Source organism: Streptomyces sparsogenes subsp. cuspidosporus (genome assembly GCF_039532705.1).
In the GTDB taxonomy this organism is placed as follows: domain Bacteria; phylum Actinomycetota; class Actinomycetes; order Streptomycetales; family Streptomycetaceae; genus Streptomyces; species Streptomyces sparsogenes.
This window is the reverse complement of the sequence record NZ_BAAASD010000006.1, coordinates 201,784-224,742: the sequence shown is the minus strand read 5'-3', so window position 1 is coordinate 224,742 and position 22,959 is coordinate 201,784. Positions and strand designations below refer to the sequence as shown.

General features: G+C 75.1%; 17 protein-coding genes and 1 pseudogene. 10 read left to right on the top strand and 8 right to left on the bottom strand.

What is annotated here, in order from left to right:
• Window positions 1–380: 380 nt before the first annotated feature.
• Window positions 381–1,385 (top strand): annotated as a pseudogene (locus tag ABFY07_RS10595) (pectinesterase family protein); the annotation flags it as partial.
• Window positions 1,386–1,596: 211 nt separating this feature from the next.
• Here ABFY07_RS10595 and xylA read toward each other — a convergent pair.
• A complete protein-coding gene (xylA, locus tag ABFY07_RS10590; RefSeq protein WP_346174235.1) occupies window positions 1,597–2,769 on the bottom strand; it encodes a xylose isomerase in 1,173 nt (390 codons plus the stop codon).
• Between the two features lie 107 nt (window positions 2,770–2,876).
• On the opposite strand from xylA, the gene xylB reads away from it, so the two are divergent.
• Together xylB and ABFY07_RS10580 are read left to right on the top strand one after the other, a co-directional pair.
• On the top strand, window positions 2,877–4,340 hold the full coding sequence (gene xylB / locus ABFY07_RS10585) for a xylulokinase (RefSeq protein ID WP_346174234.1): 1,464 nt from the start codon (window positions 2,877–2,879) through the stop codon (window positions 4,338–4,340).
• 74 nt (window positions 4,341–4,414) lie between these two features.
• Window positions 4,415–5,611, top strand: coding sequence for an ROK family protein (locus ABFY07_RS10580; RefSeq protein WP_346174330.1), 1,197 nt, complete (start codon window positions 4,415–4,417; stop codon window positions 5,609–5,611).
• A 214-nt stretch (window positions 5,612–5,825) separates the two neighbouring features.
• Here ABFY07_RS10580 and ABFY07_RS10575 read toward each other — a convergent pair whose 3' ends face one another.
• Window positions 5,826–6,686, bottom strand: coding sequence for a phosphatidylinositol-specific phospholipase C/glycerophosphodiester phosphodiesterase family protein (locus ABFY07_RS10575; RefSeq protein ID WP_346174233.1), 861 nt, complete (start codon window positions 6,684–6,686; stop codon window positions 5,826–5,828).
• Between the two features lie 293 nt (window positions 6,687–6,979).
• Between ABFY07_RS10575 and ABFY07_RS10570 the strand changes: the two genes are divergently transcribed.
• Window positions 6,980–8,239: a phosphodiester glycosidase family protein gene (locus tag ABFY07_RS10570; protein ID WP_346174232.1), complete on the top strand. Its 1,260-nt coding sequence runs from the start codon at window positions 6,980–6,982 to the stop codon at window positions 8,237–8,239.
• A gap of 63 nt (window positions 8,240–8,302) precedes the next feature.
• On the opposite strand, the gene ABFY07_RS10565 is transcribed toward ABFY07_RS10570, so the two are convergent.
• From ABFY07_RS10565 to ABFY07_RS10550, 4 genes are all read right to left on the bottom strand, one after another.
• Window positions 8,303–8,497, bottom strand: a complete 195-nt coding sequence (locus tag ABFY07_RS10565) for a hypothetical protein (protein WP_076971922.1) — start codon at window positions 8,495–8,497, stop codon at window positions 8,303–8,305.
• Window positions 8,498–8,664: 167 nt separating this feature from the next.
• On the bottom strand, window positions 8,665–9,855 hold the full coding sequence (locus ABFY07_RS10560; protein ID WP_346174231.1) for an acyl-CoA dehydrogenase family protein: 1,191 nt from the start codon (window positions 9,853–9,855) through the stop codon (window positions 8,665–8,667).
• The gene (locus ABFY07_RS10555) at window positions 9,852–11,075 is read right to left on the bottom strand and encodes an acyl-CoA dehydrogenase family protein (RefSeq protein ID WP_346174230.1); all 1,224 of its coding nucleotides are present in this window, start codon (window positions 11,073–11,075) and stop codon (window positions 9,852–9,854) included. The genes ABFY07_RS10560 and ABFY07_RS10555 overlap by 4 nt, the downstream gene beginning before the upstream one ends.
• On the bottom strand, window positions 11,072–12,109 hold the full coding sequence (locus tag ABFY07_RS10550; RefSeq protein ID WP_346174229.1) for an NADPH:quinone oxidoreductase family protein: 1,038 nt from the start codon (window positions 12,107–12,109) through the stop codon (window positions 11,072–11,074). Before ABFY07_RS10550 ends, ABFY07_RS10555 begins: the two co-directional genes overlap by 4 nt.
• A 256-nt stretch (window positions 12,110–12,365) precedes the next feature.
• Here ABFY07_RS10550 and egtA point away from each other — a divergent pair, with 256 nt between their 5' ends.
• The 5 genes from egtA to ABFY07_RS10525 all read left to right on the top strand — a co-directional run bounded on the left by egtA (window position 12,366) and on the right by ABFY07_RS10525 (window position 18,355).
• On the top strand, window positions 12,366–13,622 hold the full coding sequence (egtA, locus tag ABFY07_RS10545) for an ergothioneine biosynthesis glutamate--cysteine ligase EgtA (RefSeq protein ID WP_346174228.1): 1,257 nt from the start codon (window positions 12,366–12,368) through the stop codon (window positions 13,620–13,622).
• Window positions 13,623–13,627: 5 nt separating this feature from the next.
• Window positions 13,628–14,962, top strand: coding sequence for an ergothioneine biosynthesis protein EgtB (egtB, locus tag ABFY07_RS10540; protein ID WP_346174227.1), 1,335 nt, complete (start codon window positions 13,628–13,630; stop codon window positions 14,960–14,962).
• Between the two features lie 30 nt (window positions 14,963–14,992).
• The gene (gene egtC / locus ABFY07_RS10535; protein ID WP_346174226.1) at window positions 14,993–15,748 is read left to right on the top strand and encodes an ergothioneine biosynthesis protein EgtC; all 756 of its coding nucleotides are present in this window, start codon (window positions 14,993–14,995) and stop codon (window positions 15,746–15,748) included.
• Window positions 15,745–16,710: an L-histidine N(alpha)-methyltransferase gene (gene egtD / locus ABFY07_RS10530; protein WP_346174225.1), complete on the top strand. Its 966-nt coding sequence runs from the start codon at window positions 15,745–15,747 to the stop codon at window positions 16,708–16,710. Before egtC ends, egtD begins: the two co-directional genes overlap by 4 nt.
• Before the next feature lie 379 nt (window positions 16,711–17,089).
• The gene (locus ABFY07_RS10525) at window positions 17,090–18,355 is read left to right on the top strand and encodes a transglycosylase family protein (protein ID WP_346174224.1); all 1,266 of its coding nucleotides are present in this window, start codon (window positions 17,090–17,092) and stop codon (window positions 18,353–18,355) included.
• A 25-nt stretch (window positions 18,356–18,380) separates the two neighbouring features.
• Here the strand turns inward: ABFY07_RS10525 and ABFY07_RS10520 are convergent, their stop codons facing one another.
• A complete protein-coding gene (locus ABFY07_RS10520; protein WP_346174223.1) occupies window positions 18,381–20,315 on the bottom strand; it encodes an ABC transporter ATP-binding protein in 1,935 nt (644 codons plus the stop codon).
• Between the two features lie 384 nt (window positions 20,316–20,699).
• Between ABFY07_RS10520 and ABFY07_RS10515 the strand changes: the two genes are divergently transcribed.
• Window positions 20,700–21,818, top strand: coding sequence for an SGNH/GDSL hydrolase family protein (locus ABFY07_RS10515; protein ID WP_346174222.1), 1,119 nt, complete (start codon window positions 20,700–20,702; stop codon window positions 21,816–21,818).
• On the opposite strand, the gene ABFY07_RS10510 is transcribed toward ABFY07_RS10515, so the two are convergent.
• Window positions 21,802–22,959, bottom strand: a complete 1,158-nt coding sequence (locus ABFY07_RS10510; protein WP_346174221.1) for an acetyl-CoA C-acetyltransferase — start codon at window positions 22,957–22,959, stop codon at window positions 21,802–21,804. The two genes, ABFY07_RS10515 and ABFY07_RS10510, sit on opposite strands and share 17 nt — an antisense overlap.

Genomic DNA, 22,959 nt, shown 5'->3' with positions numbered 1-22,959 from the left:
CGGCGAAGGCGGTGGGCCGCCGCACCCCCCGGGTCGGCCGGACACTCCGCAGCGCGACCCTGAGGCGGAGCGGAAACGGGGCCGCGGGGTCTGCCCGCGGCCGACGGCTCCCTGAGCCCTCGGCGGCGGGGGCGCGGACCCGGAGCGGCCGGGGAGAGGGGTCGGGCTCGCGCGGTGGCCCGCTCGGTGACGGCCGCCCCCGAACGGGTCGGCCGGGCCCCGAACGGGTCGGCTGGGCCCGGCAACCTTTCCGTCCCGCGCGGCAACCGCAGGGCATCAGCATGTCCGGCACGTCTCCACGGGACGGAGTCACCCCCATGCCCACAACGGCCCGGCGCCCCCGGCGGCGCCTCACTGGACCGCTCGTCAGCGCGCCCCTCGCCCTCGCCACGGGGGCCGCGCTGATCGCCGCGGGCGCCCCCGCGGCGCAGGCGAAGGCCGCGGCGACGATCGTGGTCGCGAAGGACGGCAGTGGCAACTACACCTCCGTGCAGGCCGCGGTCAACGCGGTCCCGGCGAACAACCCGTCCGCGGTCACCATCTCCGTCAAGCCCGGCACGTACCGCGAGACCGTGAAGATCCCCAGCAACAAGCCGCACATCCGGCTGGTGGGCACCACCAGCAGCAAGAACGACGTGACCATCGTCTACAACAACGCCTCGGGCACCCCCAAGCCCGGCGGCGGGACCTACGGCACCAGCGGCAGCGCGACCTTCGCCGTCGAGGCTGACGACTTCCAGGCGCGCAACCTGCAGTTCGTCAACGACTTCAACGAGGCCGACTCCAGCATCACCGCCAAGCAGGCGGTGGCGCTGCGCACCGCGGGCGACAAGATCGTCCTGGACAACATCGGCGCCCTCGGCGACCAGGACACCCTGCTGCTGGACTCGGCGAGCAAGGACAAGGTCGGCCGGGTGTACGTCAACAACGCCTGGATCCAGGGCAATGTCGACTTCATCTTCGGCCGGGCCTCCGCCGTCATCACCAAGTCGACGATACGGCTGGTCAAGCGGTACGACGGAAGCTCGGCCGGATACGTGGCCGCGCCCTCGACCGCTGCCGGCAAGCACGGTTTCCTGATCATCAACAGCAACATCACCGGCGATGTCAGCGACCGCAGCCACTACCTCGGCCGCCCCTGGCACGCGGGCGGCGACGCGAGCCTGGACCCGCAGGCCGTCGTCCGCAACACCTCCCTGAGCGCCGCGATCCGGACCACGCCGTGGACCGACATGAGCGGTTTCTCCTGGAAGGACGACCGCTTCGCCGAGTACAGGAACACCGGTGCGGGCTCCGGGCCGGCGAGCACGGACCGGCCGCAGCTCAGCGACTCCCAGGCCGCGGACTACGAGATCGCGGACTGGCTGGCCGGCTGGACCCCCTGACGGTCCGGCCCGCGTACCCGGCCGCCGGTCCCGTCGGGGGGCTGGACCGGCGGCCGGCCTCACCGCGTACGCCCCGGCCGGCGGCCGGCCTCACCCCGGCCGCACCGACCGGCGGCCGGCCTCACCGCGCAGCCGCCGGCCTGCCGCGCCCCGTACGCACCGACCGCCGACCCGACGCACGCCATACGCCCCGGCCGGCGGCCGGGCGTGGTCAGCCGCGGGCTCCGAGCAGGTGGTCCATCGCGAGCTGGTCCAGGCGCTCGAAGGCCATGCCGCGCTCCGCCGCAGCGGTGACGTCGAACTCCTCGAAGGCGGTCCGGTCCCCGAGCAGCCCGGCCAGGGTCTCCCCCTCGCCCAGCGTCGGAAGCGCCAGTTCGTCCAGGCGCGAGGCGCGCATGGCCTCCTGGACCTCCGGGTCGGCGCGGAAGGCGGCGGCCCGCTCCTTGAGGATGAGGTAGTTGCGCATGCACCCGGCGGCCGAGGCCCACACGCCCGCGATGTCCTCGGTGCGCGGCGGCTTGAAGTCGAAGTGGCGCGGGCCCTGGTAGCCGGCCGTCTCCAGCAGGTCGACGAGCCAGAAGGCGGCCCGCAGGTCGCCCGCCCCGAAGCGCAGGTCCTGGTCGTACTTGATGCCGGACTGGCCGTTGAGGTCGATGTGGAAGAGCTTGTCCGCCCACAGCGCCTGGGCGATGCCGTGCGGGAAGTTCAGCCCGGCCATCTGCTCGTGGCCGACCTCGGGATTGACCCCGTACAGCTCGGGCCGCTCCAGCCGCTCGATGAAGGCGAGGGCGTGGCCGACGGTGGGCAGGAGGATGTCGCCGCGCGGCTCGTTGGGCTTGGGTTCGATGGCGAACCGCAGGTCGTAGCCCTGTTCGGTGACATAGGCGCCGAGCAGGTCGAATGCCTCCTTCATCCGGTCGAGCGCGGCGCGCACGTCCTTGGCCGCGCCGGACTCGGAGCCCTCGCGCCCGCCCCAGGCCACATAGGTCTTGGCGCCCAGCTCGACGGCGAGGTCGATGTTGCGGATGGTCTTGCGCAGCGCGTAGCGGCGCACGTCGCGGTCGTTGGCGGTGAAGGCGCCGTCCTTGAAGACCGGGTGGGTGAAGAGGTTGGTGGTGGCCATGGGCACGGTCATGCCGGTGGCGTCCAGGGCCTGCCGGAAGCGCTTGATGTGCGACTCGCGCTCGGTCGCGGAGGCGCCGAACGGGATCAGGTCGTCGTCGTGGAACGTCACGCCGTACGCGCCCAGCTCGGCGAGCCGCGTCACGGACTCGACGGGGTCGAGCGCCGGGCGCGTGGCGTCCCCGAAGGGGTCCCTGCCCTGCCAGCCGACCGTCCACAGGCCGAAGGTGAACTTGTCCTCGGGGGTGGGGTTGTAGCTCATCGCGGCTCCCTCGCCTATTTCGTCATGGCGCTTTACAAATTAGTATGCGCGAGCATTCCGGGGAAGCCCCACCCAGCCGCACACAGGGACGTGAAAGGGAGAGCGCGATGGCAGCAGCAGCCGTGCCCGTGCCGGAGGGACCGCTGGTCGTCGGCGTGGACAGCTCCACGCAGTCCACCAAGGCGCTGGTGGTCGACGCCGCGACCGGCCAGGTCGTCGCGCGCGGCCAGGCGCCGCACACCGTCGGCGGCGGGGCGGGAGGTGACGGCAAGGAGAGCGATCCCGAGCAGTGGTGGCGGGCGCTGGGCGAGGCGCTCGAGCAGTGCGGGGCGCACGCCCGGCAGGCGGCGGCGGTCTCGGTCGGCGGCCAGCAGCACGGCCTGGTCACCCTGGACGCCCGGGGCCGCCCGGTGCGCCCGGCGCTGTTGTGGAACGACGTGCGCTCGGCCCCGCAGCGCGACCGGCTGGTCGAGGAGCTGGGCGGGCCGAAGGTGTGGGCGGAGCGGGTCGGCAGCGTGCCCGCCCCCGCCTTCACCGTCACCAAGTGGGCGTGGCTGAAGGAGACGGAGCCGGAGGCCGCGCGGGCCACCGCGGCGGTGCGGCTCCCCCACGACTACCTCACCGAACGGCTCACCGGCCAGGGGACGACCGACCGCGGCGACGCCTCCGGCACCGGCTGGTGGGCGTCGGCGACCGAGTCGTACGACGAGGAGATCCTGGAGCTCGCCGGGCTGGCCCCCGGGCTGCTGCCGCGCGTGCTGCGGCACGGCGAGGCGGCCGGGACCGTGCGGCACCTGGCCGGCCTGCCGCTGCCCGCCGGGGCGCTGGTGGCCACCGGCACGGGCGACAACATGGCGGCGGCCCTGGGCCTCGGCCTGCGGCCGGGGCAGCCCGTGCTGAGCCTGGGCACCTCCGGCACCGTCTACGCCGTCTCCGCCCACCGGCCCGCCGACCCCAGCGGGGTGGTCGCCGGGTTCGCGGACGCCCGTGACGCCTGGCTGCCGCTGGCCTGCACGCTCAACTGCACGCTGGCGGTCGACCGGATCGCCGCCCTGCTCGGCCGGGACCGTGAGGCGGTGGAGCCGGGCGGCCCGGCCGTCCTGCTGCCCTTCCTCGACGGCGAGCGCACCCCCGACCTGCCGCTGGCCTCCGGGCTGCTGTACGGGCTGCGCCACGACACGACGCCCGGGCAGGTGCTCCAGGCCGCCTACGACGGGGCCGTGTTCGCGCTGCTCACCGCGCTCGACCGGGTGCTGGACGCGGACGCCGCGCCCGACGCGCCGCTGCTGCTCATCGGCGGCGGCGCCAGGGGCACGGCGTGGCGGGAGACGGTGCGCCGCCTCAGCGGCCGGCCCGTCCAGGTGCCGCGCGCCGAGGAGCTGGTGGCGCTCGGGGCCGCCGCCCAGGCCGCGGGCCTGCTGCTGGGCGAGGACCCGGCGGCGGTGGCCCGGCGCTGGCGGACGGCTGACGGGCCCTCCTACGAGCCGGTCGAGCGCGACCGGGCGGCGCTGGAGCGCGTCGCCCACGTCCTGTCCGACGCCGACGCGCTGCTGCGCCGGGCGGCGTCGTAGGGTCGGGTGGTCCCAGGTCGCCAGGAGAGGAGAACCGTCAGGTGGCAGCGGCACTGCCCAACACCCAGCAGTCGATGCGCAGACGCAACCTCTCCCTGGTGCTGCACGCCGTGGCCGCGCACGGCCCGCTGTCCCGGGCCGCCGTCGCGGCCCGGATCGGGCTGACCCGGGCCGCCGTGTCGACCCTCGTGGACGAGCTGGCCCGGGACGGGCTGCTGGTGGAGCTCGGGCCGTCCCGGCCTGGCACGGTCGGCCGCCCCGGCAGCGCGCTGTCGCTGGGCGAGCACGGGCCGGCCGGGATCGGCGCCGAGATAGGCGTGGACCACCTGGCCGTGTGCGCGATGGACCTCGGCAGGCGGGTGCGGGTGCGGGCCCAGGTCGAGTCGGCGAACCGGGGCCGCGCCCCGGGCCCCGTGCTCGCGCGGCTCGCCGAACTCGTACGGCGGGTCGCCGCGGAGGCGGAGGGCGAGGGGCTGCGGCCGGTGGGGGTCGCGGTGGCGGTGCCGGGCCTGGTGGCGCGGGAGTCCTGCGTCGTGGTGCGCGCCCCGAACCTCGGCTGGCAGGGCGTGGACGTGGGCCCCGCGCTGCGCGAGGCCCTGCCCGACCTGCCGCTGACCGTCGACAACGAGGCCAACCTGGGCGCGCTCGCGGAGCTGTGGCTCGGCGGCCACGACCCCGCGCCGCGTGACTTCGTGCATGTGTCGGCCGAGATCGGCATCGGCGCCGCCGTGGTGATCGACGGGCGGCTGCTGCGCGGCACGCACGGCTTCGCGGGCGAGCTGGGCCATGTGCCGGTGCGGCCCGAGGGGCCGGCGTGCGCGTGCGGCGGGCGGGGCTGTCTGGAGCAGTACGCGGGCGAGGAGGCGGTGTTGCGGGCCGGGGGCGTGCGCCTGGAGCAGACCGCCGCCGAACACCGCACCCCCGGTGGGCGGGTCGCCCTGCTGGCCCGGCGGGCGGCGGAGGGCGACGGGCGGGTGCGGCGGGCGCTGCGCGGCGCGGGCGCGGCGCTGGGCATCGCCCTGGCGGGCACGGTGAATCTGCTGGATCCGCAGAAGGTGGTGCTCGGCGGGGCGCTCACCCCGCTGGCGCCCTGGCTGCTGCCCGCCCTGGAGCGGGAGCTGGCGCGGCGGCTGACGGACCCGGCCCGGCCGGGCCAGGGCATGGTGACCGTCTCCCGGCTGGGCTCCGACGGCCCGGTGCTGGGCGCGGCGGGCTCGGTGGTGCAGGCGGTCCTGGACGACCCGGCCGCGCTCCGGGCGCGCGACGCGTGACGCGCCCGTGAGGCGGCCCCGGGAGCGCGCCCGTGAGGCGCGGCCCCGGGGGCGTGGCTTCCCCGGCGTGTCGGAACGGCTCTGTCCGCCTCGGGAACGGCTGCCCCGGCGTCTCGGGAGTGCTGTCACCCGGCTGGCCGACACGCGCCTCCCGGGGAGGCGCGTGTGGTGATCATACGATTTTCCGGTGACTGCCGTGAGCCCGCGGTGCGGGTCAGTGTGCGCCGCGCAGAAAGTCCTCAAGACCCGCCAGATCATCGGTGTTGAGGTAGTCGACGTCGGCGGCCAGGAGTTCGCGCCACAGCGCTTCGCGCTCCGGCCCCGCCAGGTCGGGGGTGGCCCAGAAGCGCACGCGCTGACCGCTCGCGTGCGCCGCGCCGACGATCCGGCGCAGCTTGTCCCGCTCGGCCGGCGGCATCTCGCCGGCGCCCAGCCAGCTGAAGCTCTGGGTCCAGTTGCTGCTGATGAGCGGTATGAAGGAGGCGGGCACGCCGGACCCCAGGTCGTCGAGGCGCCCGTCGTAGAAGGCGCGGCGGACCCGTTCGGCCTCCATGGGGGCCCGCGCGCCGCGGTCGCCGGAGATGACGGCGGTGACCGCGCCGCGGCGCACCCGGCCGCCCACCCCGCCCTGAGCCCAGGTCAGCATCGGGTGGTAGCGGCGCAGCACCTTGGCGAGTTCCAGGTAGGTGGGCTCCCCCGCGGTCTTGATGTCGATGAGCAGTTGCAGCGTCAGGTCGTGGCCGCGGTAGACCCGGCCGCCGTTCCGCTGGACGCGCCGCGCCAGCGGATCGAGGTAGAGCCCCTCCAGGGTGCGGGAGGGGTCGAGGTCGGCCTCGTCGTGGGCGATCAGCAACTGGCCGTCCACCAGCCAGATGTCGGCCTCCACGCTTCCGAAGCCGTGGGAGAGCGCGTCCGTGAGCGGGTGCGGGTGTTCGTAGTCGTTGTGCGCGTGGGCTCTGGCCAGCGGCGCCTTGCCCCTGCCGGAGGCCGAATCGGCGTACGCGGGGGCGGCGATACCGCCCGCCAGGGCTGCTCCGAGGGTGACGACAAAGGCGCGGCGCGTACGGCGGACCATGGGGGCCTCCCGGCTGTTGCCCCGGCGCTCGGCCGGGGGTGCACGACGGACGCCAGTGAGTATCGGGGCGGGGCGGGCCTGTTGGGCAGGGGCGTGCGAAGAGTTCCGCAGGTGGTCTCCGGCCATTTCCGTGCCGTTCCCGGAGCGCGGGCGGCACGCGCCGAAGGGGTGGGCGCCGACGCGGTGGGCGCCGACGCGGTGGGCTTTGAAGCGGGGGGCGGGGCGGGGCGGTTGACGGCGAAGGGGACGGGGGCGGCGGCGAGACGGACGGCTTACTCGGCGGGAGGTGCCGGATGGCGGTGAAGGGACGTGGCGGAACCGGGCGGGTGCGCGCGGCGGTCGCGGTGGCCCTCGCGTGGGGCGTGCTGACCGGCGCTGGCCCGGCCGGTGCGGTCCCGGTCCGGCCGGCCGGCGCGGCGCCGCACTCCTTGCTGCGCACCTCCCTCGCGCCGGGCGTGGCGTACGAGGAGTTCACGCTGGCCTCCTCGCACGGCACGGCGCTGGGCCATCTGGTCACCGTCGATCTGCGGGAGCCGGGGGTCTCCCTGGACCTGCTCCACCCGGGCGCGGTCGCCTCGCGGCTCCGGCTGTCCGAGATGGCCGCGAAGCGCTCCGCGATCGCCGCCGTGAACGGCGACTTCTTCCACATCACCGAACTCCAGCACCCCGGTGTCGAGGCGACGGGGGCCGCGGTGGGCCCGGAGGTCGCGGGCGGGCGCCTGCTGAAGGCGGCGGTGCCGCAGGGCCAGCGCTTCGGCCCGGCGCCGCCGCCCGGCACCTCCACCGAGGACGTCATCGGGGTCGGAACCGACCGGATCGCCCGGGTGGGCCGGCTGACGCTGCGCGGCACGGTGACGGCTGTGGGGAGGGGCACGCGGCCGCTGCGCGGGCTGAACCAGTACGCGGTGCCCGTGGACGGCATCGGGGCGTACACCCCGGACTGGGGGAGCGCCTCCCGGGCGCGGGCGACCTGCGGGGTGGACACGTCCCGGTCCGCGCCCCGGAGCGAGCAGACCTACGAGGTGACGGTGCGGGGCGGACGGGTGGTCAAGCGGACGGCCACACCGGGCAAGGGGCCGATCGCCGCCGACTCGTTCGTCCTGGTGGGGCGGGAGTCGGGGGGCCGGGCGCTGCGCGAGCTGAAGATGGGCGACCCGGTGCGCTTCGACTACGGGCTGCGGGAGGCCCCGGGTCCGCGGTTCACCTTCGCGATCGGCGGCTTTCCGATCGTGCGCGACCACCGCAGGCTCGGCGGGCTCGACCGGCTCACCGGGGCCGTGCGCACCGCGGTGGGGATCGGCGAGGGCGGGCATCTGCTCCTTCTGCTGGCGCTGGACGGCGAGATGACCTACCGCGCCGGGCTGACCCTGAGGGAACTCGCCGACGTGATGCTGCGGCTCGGCGCGGACGACGTGGTCAACCTCGACGGCGGCGGCTCCTCCACACTGGTGGCGCGGGAGCCGGGCGGCAGGCGGGCGACCGTGCGCAACCATCCCTCGGGCGGCACCGAGCGGCTGGTCCCCAACGGGATCGGGGTGTTCAGCCGGTCCTGACCCCCTGACGCCCCTGACGGCCTGCCGGCCCTGACGCCCGGACCGGTCCCGATGGCCCGCCGGTCAGGGCCGGACGCTGCTGACCACGTCCGCGGTGGCCGCCAGTCCCTCGGAGATGGTCGGCGCGATGCTGCTGCTGGCCAGGTAGAAGCCCAGCGTGACGCAGACCAGCGCATGGGAGACGCGCAGCCCGCCGCTCCGCAGGAAGACCACCGCCAGGATCAGCAGCAGCAGGACCGCGGAGATGGAGATGGCCATGGCGAGCCTCCTCGGGCGCTTCATGAGGATCGGTGGATTCCGGCCGCCAGTCTGGCCCAGCCCACTCCTCGATCCGCGCCATCTCGGTGCTCCATACGGGTGCCGATCACGGGTGCGAACACCCGGACGGCCCCCGGCCGGTGCGCGCCGGCCGGGGGCGGCGCAGCTCAGCCGACCGGGGCGGGGAGGTCCACGAGCCCGGCCAGCGCCTCGCGGTGGCGGCCGGGGGTGCCCAGGGCGATCTCGTCGCTCTTGGCCCGCTTGAGGTAGAGGTGCGCCGGGTGTTCCCAGGTCATGCCGATCCCGCCGTGCAGTTGTACGCACTCCTGGGCCGCGTGCACCGCGACCCGCGCGCAGTACGCCTGCGCGACCGCCACCGCGACGGGGACCTCGGGGCTGTCCGCGGCGAGCGCGTCGGCGGCGTGCCGGGCCGTGGCGCGGGCGGAGACCAACTCCAGCCAGAGTCCGGCCATGCGATGTTTGAGCGCCTGGAACGAGCCAATGGGGCGGCCGAACTGATGGCGCTCCTTGGTGTGCCGCACGGTTTCCCTCAGGCACCACTCGGCCAGCCCCAGTTGCTCGGAGGCGAGCAGCCCGGCGCCGGCCGTCAGCGCCCGGCCGACGGCGGCCCGGGCGCGGTCGGGCCCGGCGAGGCGGCGCGCCGGGGCCTCGGTGAGGTGGAGCGCGGCGAGCGGCCGGGTGAGGTCGAGCGGGGTCAACGGCTCGACGGTGACCCCGGGGACGGCGGGGGCTGCGGGGGTTTCGGCGGCGCCTGGGGCTGCGGGGGCACCGAGGGCGGTGGTTTCGACGGCGTAGAGGCCGTATCCGTCCGGGCCGTCGGCGGGGACGAGCAGCACCTCGGCGCCGGCCGCGCCCGCCACCGCCGTGACCCGGCCGGTGAGCGCGCCGTCGCCGCTGGCGGTGACGGTGGCGGGCGGCGCGCCGCCGCCGGGCGGGGTGGACAGCGGCAGTGCGAGCGCGCCGACCGCGCGCCCGGTGGCAAGGGCGCCGAGCAGCCGGGCGACGTGCTGCTCGTCGGTGTCGCAGCCCAGCAGGGCCGTGGTGGCGAGCACGGCGCTGGTGAGATAGGGGACGGGGGCGACGGTGCGGCCCAGTTCCTCCAGGACGACGGCCGCCTCCCGCGCGGTGGCGCCCTGTCCGCCGAGCTTGTCGGGCACCAGCAGCCCGGCCGTTCCCATCTCGGCGGCCAGGGAGCGCCACAGCGAGGGGTCGTACGGGCGGGGGCCCTCGGCCTCGGCGAGGACGGCGGAGGGCGGGCAGCGGTCGGCGAGCAGCGACCGTACGGCGGCCCGCAGATCGTCCTCGGCCTCGGAGTAGAGCAGGTCCGGGGTGCTCATCGGGGCAGGTCCTTCCAGGGGACGTCCTTGTCGGACCGCGGCTCGGGCGGCAGGCCCAGGACGCGTTCGGCGATGATGTTGAGGAGCACCTCGGAGGTGCCGCCCTCGATGGAGTTGCCCTTGGCGCGCAGATAGCGGTAGCCGGCCTCGCGCCCCGTGAAGTCGACCAGCTCCGGGCGGCGCTGCGTCCAGTCGTCGTACAGCAGGCCCTCCTCCCCCAGGAGTTCCACCTCCAGGCCGCTGATCTCCTGGTTGAGGCGGGCGAAGGCGAGCTTCATCGCCGAGCCCTCGGGGCCGGGCTGGCCGATCGCGAGCTGCTGGCGGAGCCGTTCGCCCGCCAGCCGGGCCGCCTCCGCCTCCACCCACAGGCCCAGCAGCCGCTGGTGCAGCTCGTGGGTGCGCAGCTCGGGCCGCTCGCGCCAGGCGCCGGCGAGCTTGCCGATCATGCCGCCCTCGCGGGGCACGCGGCCGCCGCCGATGGCGACGCGCTCGTTCATCAGGGTGGTCTGTGCGACCTTCCAGCCCTCGCCGACCTTGCCCAGGCGCCGGCTGTCGGGGATGCGCACCCCGGTGAGGAAGACCTCGTTGAACTCGGCCTCGCCGGTGATCTGGCGCAGCGGGCGGACCTCGACGCCGGGGTCGGTCATGTCGCAGACGAAGTAGGTGATGCCGCGGTGCTTGGGCAGGTCGGGGTCGGTGCGGGCGATGAGGATCGCCCAGCGGGCGAGGTGGGCGCCGGACGTCCAGACCTTCTGCCCGTCGACCACCCAGGTGTCGCCGTCCCGCACGGCGCGGGTGGCCAGGGCGGCGAGGTCCGAGCCGGCTCCCGGTTCGCTGAACAGCTGGCACCACACCTCCTCGCCGGTCCACAGCGGGCGCAGCAGGCGGGTGCGCTGCTCGTCGGTGCCGAAGCCGAGGATGGTGGGCGCGGCCATGCCGAGGCCGATGCCGATGCGGCGCGGGTCGTTGTCGGGCGCGCCCGCGGCCTCGAGCTCGGCGTCCACGACGGCCTGCAGCGCGCGGGGGGCGCCCAGGCCGCCGAGCCCGGGCGGGTAGTGGATCCAGGCGAGTCCGGCGTCGAAGCGGGCCCGCAGGAAGTCCAGGCGGTCGGTGGTGGCCACGGGGTGTTCGGCGAGCAGTCGCCGGACGCGGTGCCGCAGTTGCTCGGCGGTCACCTTGTCCCCTTCGGTGGCTTCCGTGGCTCCGGTGACCGTGGTCATCGACGCTCTCCCTCTTCCTGGACGGGCTCGGTGGGCTCGGTCCGCCCGGGCCGGCCCGGGACGACCACGACGCGGCCGGTGGTGGTGCCGTCCGCGACGCGCTGTACGGCGTCGGCGGCGGCGTCCAGCGGCACCCGTTCGCTGACCAGGGGGCTGATCGCGCCCTGGGCGGCCAGCCGCGCCAGTTCGTCGTGGCAGGCGCGGACGGCGGCGGGGTCGTGGGTGTTGTACAGGCCCCAGTGGAGGCCGAGGATCGCGTAGTTCTTGACCAGGGCGTGGTTGAGGGCGGCCTGGGGGACCACTCCGCTGGCGAATCCGACGACCACGATCCGGCCCTCGAAGGCCACGCATTTGACCGACTTGGCGAACGCGTCGCCGCCCACCGGGTCGTAGACCACATCGGCGCCCCGCCCGCCGGTGGCCTCCTTGACGGCCGCCACGATGTCCTCGCCGCGCCGGTCGACGACCAGGTCGCAGCCGAGTCCTCGGGCCACCTCGGCCTTGTCCGCGCCGCCGACGACGCCGATCACCCGCGCGCCGTGGGCCTTGCCCAGCTGGACGGCGGCGCTGCCGACGCCGCCCGCGGCCGCGTGCACCAGCAGGGTCTCCCCGGGCCGCAGCCGGGCCCGGCGGTGCAGGCCGAACCATCCGGTCTGGTAGCCGATGTGCAGCGCCGCGGCCTGCGCGTCGTCCAGCGCTCCGGGCGCGGGCAGCGCGGCCGCCGCGTCGGCGACCGTGGTCTCGGCGAAGCCGCCGGCGGGCAGCGCGGGGGTGGCGATGACGCGGTCGCCCGGCCGTCCCCGGGCGCCCTCGCCGACGGCGAGGATCTCGCCGCACACCTCGACGCCCGGGGTGAACGGCAGGGGCGGGCGCACCTGGTACTGCCCGCGGCACAGCAGGGCGTCGGGGAAGTTGACGTCGGCGGCCCTGACCCGCAGCAGCAGCTGCCCCGGCCCGGCGACCGGCTCCGCCACCTCCTCCAGGCGCATCACCGCGCGCGGCTCGCCCGTCTCGTGCACTCGCCATGCCTGCATACCGGTGGCCTCCCCACCCCGTCGGTCGGCGCGCGGTCCCCGCGCCGACCGCATACTAACCAGTCGGTACGGACAGCGGAACCGTCCCGCCCGGCGCGCCCCCGTCCGCTCCGCCGAGCGGTGGATGACCTCGTGTGCGACCCTGGACGGGCCCTGAGCCTGGAGGGCCCCTGAGGCACCCGCCGCCGACGACGGCGGGGGTGGCTCCCAGCGAGAGCCGGGAGCGAGCCGAGGGGGCGCGACCTTGTAGAGGGAGATGGCGACTGTGCCCGAGAACCGGCCGATCAGCGAGGCCGAGACGGAGGCCCGCATCCGCGGCATCTGTTTCAAGACCGGACCGCCGCGGCGGTCCGGTGTGGAGCTGGAGTGGCTCGTCCACGACGCCCACGACCCCGCACACCCGCTGGAGACCGCCCGGCTGGAGGCCGCGGTCACCGCGCTGCGCGGACTGCCGCTGCGGTCCGCGCTCACCTTCGAACCCGGCGGCCAGCTGGAGCTCAGCTCCCGGCCGGCCGACTCGCTCACCGCCCTGGTGGAGTCCGCCGCCGCCGACCTGGCCCTCGTCCGCCCGCTCCTCGCCCGCCACGGCCTCGGCCTCGCCGGCCACGGGCACGACCCCTGGCGCCCGCCGCGCCGCTTCCTCACCACCCCCCGCTACGCCACGATGGAGGCCTACTTCGACCGCCGGGGACCGGCCGGGCGCTCCATGATGTGCGGCACCGCCTCGGTGCAGGTGTGCGTGGACGCCGGCCTGGAGGAGCCCGGCCCGCTGGGCCTCGGGCGGCGCTGGCGGCTGGCCCATCTGCTGGGGGCCGTCCTGACGGCGGCCTTCGCCAACTCCCCCCTGTGCCAGGGCGCCCCGACCGGCTATCGCTCGACCCGGCAGGCCCTGTGGACGGCGATGGACCCGGGCCGGACGCTGGCGCCGCCCGCCGGCCCCGATCCGCGCGCGGCCTGGGCCGGGTACGTGCTCGACGCGCCCGTGATGGCCATCCGGGACGGCGCGGGGGCGTGGACCGTGCCGTACGGCCTCACCTTCCGCGACTGGATCCGCTCCCGCGCGCCCCGGCCGCCCACCCGGGACGACCTGGACTACCACATATCGACCCTCTTCCCGCCCGTGCGCCCCCGCGGCCACCTGGAGCTGCGCATGATCGACGCGCAGCGCGGCGAGGACGGCTGGATCGTCCCCCTCGCCGTCACGGTGGCTCTCTTCGACGACCCCCAGGCGGCGGAGACCGTCTACCGCGTGGTGAAACCGCTCACCGAGACGGCGGGGGCGCGGCCCGCGCCGGCCAACCCGCTGTGGCTCGCCGCCGCCCGCCACGGCCTCCGCGACCCCGAGCTGCGCGCCGCGGCCGTCACCTGCTTCGCCACGGCCCTGGAGGCGCTGCCCCGGCTCGGGGCCTCCCCCGCCATCACCGCCGCGGTCGCCGCCTTCGCCGACCGCTATGTCGCCCGCGGCCGGTGCCCGGCCGACGATCTGCTCACCTCCATCACCGGGAAGGAGTAACGGCCATGACCGCTTCCGGGCCCGACCCCGATCCCGAGGCACTGCGGCGGCGCGCCGAGGCGGCGCTGCGGGGGGCGCGCGAGCGCACCCGCACCCTCACCGCCTGCGTCGACGAGCGGGACCTCACCGCCCAGCACTCCCCGCTGATGTCACCGCTGGTGTGGGACCTGGCGCACATCGGCAACCAGGAGGAGCAGTGGCTGCTGCGCGCCGTCGCCGGGCAGGAGGCGCTGCGGCCCGAGATCGACTCGGTGTACGACGCCTTCGAGCACCCGCGCGCGGAGCGGCCCGCGCTGCCGCTGCTGTCGCCCGCCGAGGCCCGTACCTACGTCGCCGAGGTGCGCGGACGGGTGCTCGACGTCCTCGAGCGGCTCCCGCTGCGGGGCGGGCCGCTGGTCGACGCCGCCTTCGCCTTCGGCATGATCGCGCAACACGAGCAGCAGCACGACGAGACGATGCTCATCACCCACCAGCTGCGCCGTGGGCCCGCCGCGCTCGCCGCCCCGCCCCCGCCGGACACCCGCGACGGCGCCCCGCTGCCCGCGGAGGTGCTGGTGCCCGGCGGGCCGTTCACCATGGGCACCTCCACCGAGCCCTGGGCGCTGGACAACGAGCGCCCGGCCCACCGGCGCGTGGTCCCCGCCTTCTTCATCGACACCGCCCCGGTCACGGCCGGCGCCTACGCCCGGTTCATCGAGGACGGCGGCTACCGGCAGCGGCGGTGGTGGACCGGGCCGGGCTGGCGGCACGTGTGCGAGCAGCGCCTGACCGCGCCGCTGTTCTGGCGGCGGGAGGGCGGCCGGTGGCTGCGCCGGCGGTTCGGGGTGACGGAGCCGGTGCGGCCCGACGAGCCGGTGGTGCATGTGAGCTGGTACGAGGCCGACGCCTATGCCCGCTGGGCGGGGCGGCGGCTGCCCACCGAGGCGGAGTGGGAGAAGGCCGCGCGGCACGACCCGGCCGAGGGCCGGTCCCGCCGCTATCCGTGGGGCGACGCCGACCCCACCCCGGACCACGCCAACCTGGGCCAGCGCCATCTGCGGCCGGCCCCGGCGGGCAGCTATCCGCGCGGCGCCTCGCCGCTGGGCGTGCGGCAGTTGATCGGCGACGTGTGGGAGTGGACGGCCGACGACTTCCTGCCCTATCCGGGGTTCCGGGCCTTCCCGTACCGCGAGTACTCGCAGGTGTTCTTCGGCGCCACGTACAAGGTCCTGCGCGGCGGCTCCTTCGCCGTGGACCCGGTGGCCTGCCGTGGCACCTTCCGCAACTGGGACCTGCCGATACGCCGCCAGATCTTCTCCGGCTTCCGCACCGCGCGCGACGCGGGGCCCGGGGAAGCGTGAAACCCACCGGATCGGAAAGGGGTGGTGCCGATGTGCCGGCATCTCGCCTATCTCGGACCCAGCAGACCCGTGGGGGAGCTGCTCATCGCGCCACCGCACAGCCTGTGCCGGCAGTCGTACGCGCCACGGCGGCAGCGGCACGGGAGGATGAACGTCGACGGGTTCGGCGTGGGCTGGTACGCGGAGGGCGACCCGGTGGCCGCCCGCTACCGGCGCGCCGGGCCCATCTGGGCCGACATCTCGTTCACCGACCTGGCCCGGGTGATCCGCACCGGGGCGCTGCTGGCCGCCGTGCGCAACGCCTCGGAACCGAGCGCCGACCTGGAGGCGGCCGCCGCCCCCTTCTCCTCGGGCGCCTGGCTGTTCAGCCACAACGGCAGGGTGGAGGACTGGCCGCACTCCGTGGCCGACCTCGCCACCACCCTCCCGGCGCCCGACCTGCTGCGCCTCGAGGCGCGCTGCGACGCCGCGTTCCTGTGGGCGCTCACGCTGCACCGGCTGCGGCTGGGCCACGACCTGCCGACGGCGCTGGGCGAGACCACCGGCACGGTGGCCGCCGCCGCGCCCGGCTCGCGGCTCAACCTGCTGCTGACGGACGGCGAGACCATCGCCGCCACCGCCTGGGGCGACACCCTCAGCTATCTGGTCGAGCCCGGCCACAGCGTGGTGGTCGCCTCCGAGCCCTACGACGACGACCCGCGCTGGGCCGATGTCCCCGACCGCACCCTGCTGACCGCCACCCGCTCCGACGTCCAGCTCACTGCGCTCAAGGAGGCTTCCCCATGAGCCCCTTCACCCTCTCCCGCACCCTGCCCGCCGACGCCACGGCCGCCGCGCTGCGCGCCGACGTGGCCGAGGGGCTGACCCGCACCCCCAAACAGCTGCCGCCGAAGTGGTTCTACGACGCCCGCGGAAGCGAGCTGTTCGAGCGGATCACCAGGCTGCCCGAGTACTACCCGACCCGCGCGGAGCGGGAGATCCTGGTCGCCAGGGCATCGGAGATCGCCGCGGCCACCGGCGCCCGTACCCTCGTCGAGCTGGGCTCCGGGTCCTCCGAGAAGACCCGCCATCTGCTCCGCGCCCTGCCGGAGCTGCGCACCTATGTGCCCGTGGACGTGAGCGAGAGCGCGCTGAGCCTCGCGGGGCGCGCCCTGCTCGCCGCACACCCGGAACTCGTGGTGCACGCGCTGGTCGCCGACTTCCTGGCCGGGCTCGCCCTGCCGGCGGACACGCCGGGCCCGCGGCTGGTGGCGTTCCTCGGCGGCACCATCGGCAATCTGCCGCCCGTCGAGCGGGCCGGTTTCCTCGCCTCGGTCGGCGCCCTGCTCGCGCCCGGCGACGCGCTGCTGCTGGGCACCGACCTGGTCAAGGACGAGGCCACGCTGGTCGCCGCGTACGACGACGCGCAGGGCGTCACCGCGGCCTTCAACAAGAACGTGCTCGCCGTCGTCGACCGCGAGCTGGGCGCCGACTTCGACCCGGTGGACTTCGACCACGTGGCGCTGTGGGACGCGGAGCGGGAGTGGATCGAGATGCGGCTGCGGGCCCGCGGCGACCTCACCGTGAAGATCCCCGCGCTGGACCTCGCGGTCAACTTCGCGGCCGGGGAGGAGATGCGCACCGAGATCTCCGCGAAGTTCCGGCGCGAGGGCGTGCGGACGGAACTCACCGCGGCGGGTCTCGAGCCGCGGCGGTGGTGGACCGACCGGGAAGGGCGCTTCGCGCTGTCGCTGGCGGTGCGCGCGTAGCCACTGGGATGGCCGCTCTTCCGCCCGACCGGACCTTGATCCGGCGGCGCGCGAGCACGGCGCGCTTGGCGGCGCGGGGCATCACGGAGGTGGTCACGGTCGGCCAGGCCGGCTGTGCGCGCTCCGGCGGGCTGCCGTGCGCCCCTGGGTGGCTCCCTCGGGTGTCGACGCATGACACCGAGATCACTACGTTCCGTCCCGTACACGACACCCAGCGAAATACTGTGATCCACGTCACTCTGCCGTGGAGAGGCCGCAGCGCAGCGCGCTGCGGCCTCTTCCCCGCACCCAACTCCCTCTTGTTGTGGCGAAATCCACACCCCTAATCTTTGGCGCGCCCGGCAGGCGCGCCGCGAAGGCGCATGAGAAGGAGCCGTCCATGGCCTTACGCGGACGCCACCGCCGCTACAAGCCCAGTCGCATCTCCCGCGCCTCGCTCAGCGTCACGGCGGGCGGCGCCGGCATCGCGCTCCCGCTGGTCGGCGCGACCGGCGCGAGCGCCGCCTCCGGGGCGGCCTGGGACAAGGTCGCCCACTGCGAGTCCACCGGGAACTGGGACATCAACACGGGGAACGGCTTCTACGGGGGCCTGCAGTTCACCCAGTCCACGTGGGAGGCATACGGCGGGACCGCCTACGCGGCCCGGGCCGATCTGGCCACCAAGAACCAGCAGATAGCCGTCGCCGAGAAGGTGCTCGACGCCCAGGGCCCGGGCGCCTGGCCGGCCTGCTCGACGCGGGCCGGGCTGGAGCGCGGGGAAGCCGCCCCGCGGAGCGCGCCCGAGGCCACGTCCGCGTCGGCGACGGCACACCGTCAGGCCGCCCCGGCGGAGCGGACCAAGCGCGAGGCGCCGACGCCCACCAGCCTGCCGGGCCGCGACACCACCCGGGTCGGCGGGTATGTGGTCGTCCGCGGCGACTCGCTGTCCCGGATCGCCGAGCGGCACGACGTCGAGGGCGGCTGGCAGACGATCTACCACACCAACCGCGAGACCATCGGCGGCGACCCGGATCTGATCTACCCGGGCCAGAAGCTGTCGCTGGGCGGCGGAAAGGCCGGGGCCGGGCCCCAGGCGAAGCCCGACGCCGAAGCCCAGCCCAAAGCCCGTCCCAAGGCCGAGCCGAGGCCCAAGGCGAAGCCGAAGCCCAAGGCCGAGCCCAAGGCCGAGCGGCCGGCCAGGGCCGCGGAGGCCGACCGCTCCCACCGGACCCCCCACAAACCGGCCGCGCCCACCACCTCGAAGTTCACCGCCCCGGTCAGCGGGGTCGGCCCGAGCACGCCCTACCGCGCGGCGGGAGGCAGCTGGTCGAGCGGCTATCACACCGGGATCGACTTCCCCGTGGGCATCGGCACCTCGGTCAAGGCCGTGGGCGCCGGCCGGGTGGTCTCGGCCGGGTGGGCCGACGCGTACGGCTACGAGGTGGTCATCCGCCACCCGGACGGCAGATACAGCCAGTACGCCCATCTCTCCCAGCTCTCCGTCCGGGCGGGCCAGCAGGTGAGCGGCGGCCAGCAGGTGGGCCGTTCCGGCTCGACGGGCAACGCCACCGGTCCGCACCTCCACTTCGAGATCCGCACCGGCCCCGGCTACGGCTCGGACATCAACCCGCTGGCCTATCTGCGCTCCCACGGCGTCGGTATCTGAGCGGCGTCCCGCCATCTGAGGGGCGTCACGACTCGTCGAGGTCGTACTGGCACGCCTGGAGGCGGAACAGCTCGGCGTAGACACCGCCTTTGTCCAGCAGCTCCCGAGGGCTGCCCGACTCGGTGAGCCGCCCCTCGTGGAGCACGTGGATGACGTCCGCGTGGCGCACGGAGGCGAGCCGGTGGGTGATGAGGACCACAGTCTGCCCCTCGCCCGCGAGGGCGCGGATCTGCTCGAAGACGGCGAGTTCGGCGCGGGCGTCGAGGGCTGAGGTGGGCTCGTCGACCAGCAGCACGGGAGCGGTGCGGTAGCGGGCGCGGGCGATGCCCAGCCGCTGCCACTGGCCGCCGGAGAGCTGATGGCCGCCGCGGAACTCCCGGGCCAGCAGGGTGTCCCAGCCGTGCGGCAGCCCCGCGATGAGCTCGTCGGCCCCGGCGTGGGCCGCCGCGCGGTCCAGGGACTCGGCGCGGATCGGGGCCTGCGGGCTGCCGATCGCCACATTCGCCTTGGCCGTGAAGGGCCATCGCTTGAAGTCCTGGTTGACCATGGCGACACGGGAGAAGAGCTGCTCGCGATCGGCCGCCGTGACATCGGTGCCGTCCCACAGGATGCGCCCTGAGTCCGGCAGATGGAGCCCCGCGAGCAGCTTGACCAGGGTGGACTTGCCGGAGCCGTTCTCGCCGACGAGCGCGACCACCCGCCCGCCCGGGATGGTGAGGCTGACCTTGTCCAGCGCCGGCCGGTCGGTGCCGGGATAGGTGAAGGACACGGACTCGAAGCGGATCTCCCTCGGCTCCTCGGGCACCGACAGCCCGCCCTCGGGGATGGCGAACCGCTCGGCGTCCTCGCACAGCCGGTCCAGGTCCTGGACGAACAGCATCTCCTCGTACAGCTGGTTGAGCTGGAGCACCAGCGTGGACAGGTTCTGCGAGCCGGTGCGGATCGCGATGACCGCGGTGCCCGCGACGGACAGCTCCATGCCGCCGGTGAGCAGCAGCCCGGCGAGCGCCGCGTAGGTGGCGAGGGTCGCGGCGCCGGTGAACACCGCGGCGACCAGCTCGGTCCCGGCCGCGGCGTGGGCCAGCCGGGTCTGCTCCGCCTCCGCGGACTCCGACATCCGGCGGAAGTGACGCAGCAGGAAGCGGCCGACGCCGTGCACCCGGACCTCCTGCGCCGCCTCCCGCTCGATGAGCAGCCGGCTGAGCAGATGGCCCGCGCGGGCGTGCTCGATCATGGAGTGGAAGGAGAGGTAGCGGCGGCGGGCGATGCGCAGCGCGCTCCAGCTGCGCGGCAGCGCGATCAGCACCAGCAGCGGCAGCAGCACGGGGTGCAGGACGGTCAGCACCCCCGCGGCGGCGGCGACCGCGAGCAGCCCATTGACCACCGCCACGCAGTACTTGACCATGCGCCGGGCCGAGGAGGCCCCGTACTGGGCGGAGTCCAGCAGCCGGTGGAACTCGGCGTCCTCGATCGCGGACAGCTCCACGCGGGCCGCGCACTCCAGGTAGCGCTCCGTCGCGAGCCGTTCGACCTTGGGCTCCAGTCGGCCGGTCGCGGCCGTCGACGCCGAGGCCAGCAGCGCGCCGACGACCGCCACCACGCCGACCACCAGCAGGGACGGCAGCGCCTGCCGCAGCCGGTCGGCGGTCGTCCCCTCGGACAGCAGCGCCGCAAGGGCGTCGTTGACCGCGACCAGGCCGAAGGCCTGGCCGATCCCCTGGCCGAGTTCAGCGGCCGCGACCGTGCGCAGCGCCCTGCGGTCGGCGGCCCGGGCGAGCCGTACGGTGGAGCCCACCAGGCGCGGCAGCCTGCGCGCCATCGCCCACAGCGACAGGTGGAGATAGGCGTCCTCGTAGCGGCTGAATCCCATGTCGTAGCGCAGTCGTCCGCCGAAGAGCAGACGCTCGGACTCCGACGTCTCGTCGGTGGTCTGCAGGTTGCGTCGCCGCGGCCACGGCATCGCACCACCCCCTCCGCGCGGACACCGCGTCAGTCTCCCGTAGCGGAGGGTGAGTACGCGACACATTTCCGGCCGGGCTAGGCCCTGTCGTCAAAGGGGGCGCCCTGCTCCCGACGCCTGGCACGGCACCTCGCCGCGTTGTCGCATCGCCCAAGTACGCCCAGTACGAGGGCGACGCTCCGCCTTGCTATGGTCCCCCAGCTACCGCTGGGAGGTGCCCCCTGCACCAGACGCCGCTCGCGGCCGGACGCCCCCTTTGACGACAGGGCCCAGGCCGCGCTCCGTGGCACGATGTGCGAGGTGCGGGCGTCGCGCGCCCGCGGCCGGGCGGTGCGCGCGCCCCTCCCCCAGGCCGATCCTGCTCGATCTCAAGGAGTGTCAGGCGTGCGTGTGGCCCACGACGACCCGCGGCTGCGCTACCGGGGCGCGGTGTCGCTGCAGCGAGGCCCCGGCTGGACCGCGCCCTGGCGGCTGCCGCATCCCGAAGCAGCCCTGTACCTGCCCGAGGGCGGGCTGGGGCGGGCCGCGATGCCCTCGGGCGTGCGGGTGGTGCTGCGCACCGACAGCACCGCGCTGACCTGCCGCTATCAGGCGGATCCCGCGCCGAGACTCAACGGGCCGCCGGAGGTGGCGCGGCTGGACGTGCTGTGCCAGGGGCGGCACACGGCGACCGTGGAGCTGGAGACGCACGGCGGGGACGCGGAGTTCCGGGTCGAGGGCCTGCCCGGCCGGCCGGGAAAGCCCGCGACCGTCGAGCTGTGGCTGCCCTTCTACCACCAGTTCCGGCTGTGCGGGCTGACGCTGGACGCGGGGGCCGCGGTCGGGCCCGACGACGCCGGGGAGCGCCCGCGCTGGGTCCACTACGGCAGCTCCATCTCGCAGGGGCGCGGCGCCGCCTCCCCCAGCCGGACCTGGGCCGCCCTGGTGGCGCGGCGCGCCGGATGGGAGCTGACCTCGCTGGCGCTGGGGGCGGCCTGCCAGCTGCAGCCCATGACCGCGCGGCTGATGCGGGACCTGCCGGCCGAGCTGCTCACCGTCTGCGTCGGGATCAACATCCAGGCGCTGGGCAGCCACAACCGGGATTCGCTGGCCTCGGCGCTCGTCGGCTTCGTACGCACCGTGCGCGAGGGCCATCCGACGACCCCCTTCGCGGTGATGTCGACGATCGTGGCGCCGGAGCGTGAGGAGGTGCCGGGGCCCTCCGGCATGACGATGCGCGAGTGCCGGGCGCACATACGGCGCGCGGTCGGGCTGCTGCGCGAGCACGGGGACGCGAACCTGCACTACGTCCACGGACCCAAGGTGTTCGGGCCCAGCTGTACGCGGCTGCTGCTGGAGCCCGAGGGCGCCGACCGGCTGCACCCCTCGCCCGCGGGCCACCCGGTCTTCGCCGCGCGCTTCCTGGCGGCCCTGCGCCGCGCGAGGTGCACGCCGTCGGCCCCGGCCGCCTCGGAAGCCCCTTGGGCCACCGGGCGGTCGCCCGGGCTCACACCCGCTCGATGATCGTCACATTCGCCTGGCCGCCGCCCTCGCACATCGTCTGCAGGCCGTACCGCCCGCCCGTGCGCTCCAGTTCGTGCAGCAGGGTCGTCATCAGCTTGGTGCCGGTGGCGCCGAGCGGGTGGCCGAGGGCGATGGCGCCGCCGTTGACGTTGACCTTCTCCGGGTCGGCGCCGGTCTCCTGGAGCCAGGCCAGCACCACGGGCGCGAAGGCCTCGTTGATCTCGACCAGGTCCAGGTCGTCGATGGTCATGCCGGTCTTCTTCAGCGCGTGCGCCGTCGCCGGGATCGGCGCGGACAGCATCCGGATCGGGTCCTCGCCGCGCACCGACAGGTGGTGGAGGCGGGCGCGCGGGGTCAGGCCGTGTTCGCGCACGGCGCGCTCGGAGGCGATCAGCATCGCCGCGGCCCCGTCGGAGACCTGGGAGGACAGCGCGGCGGTGATCCGGCCGCCCGCCATGACCGGCTGGAGGCCGGCCATCTTCTCCAGGCTGGTGTCCCGGCGCGGCCCCTCGTCGGCGGTGACCTCCCCGTAGGGCACGAGTTCCCGGTCGAAGCGGCCCTCGTCGATGGCGCGTACGGCACGCTGGTGCGAGCGCAGCGCGAACTCCTCCATCGCCTCGCGGGTGATGCCCCACTTGTCGGCGATCAGCTCGGCGCCGTGGAACTGGTTGACCGGCCGGTCACCGTAGCGCGCCCGCCAGCCCTCCGAGCCCGCGTACGGGCCCTCGGTCAGCCCGAGCGGCACGGTCGCCTGGCGGCTGGCGAAGGCGATCGGGACCATCGACATGTTCTGCACGCCGCCCGCGACCACCAGGTCCTGGGTGCCGGAGAGGACCGCCTGCGCGGCGAAGTGGATCGCCTGCTGCGAGGAGCCGCACTGCCGGTCCACGGTCACCCCGGGGACCTCCTCGGGCAGCCCGGCGGCCAGCCAGCAGGTGCGCGCGATGTCCCCGGCCTGCGGGCCGACCGTGTCCAGGCAGCCGAGGACCACGTCCTCGACGGCGGCCGGGTCGGCGCCGGAGCGCTCCATCAGGGCGCGCAGGACGTGCGCGCCGAGGTCGGCCGGGTGGACGGACGCCAGTCCGCCGTTCCGCCTGCCGACCGGGGTCCGTACCGCTTCGACGATGTATGCCTCGGCCAT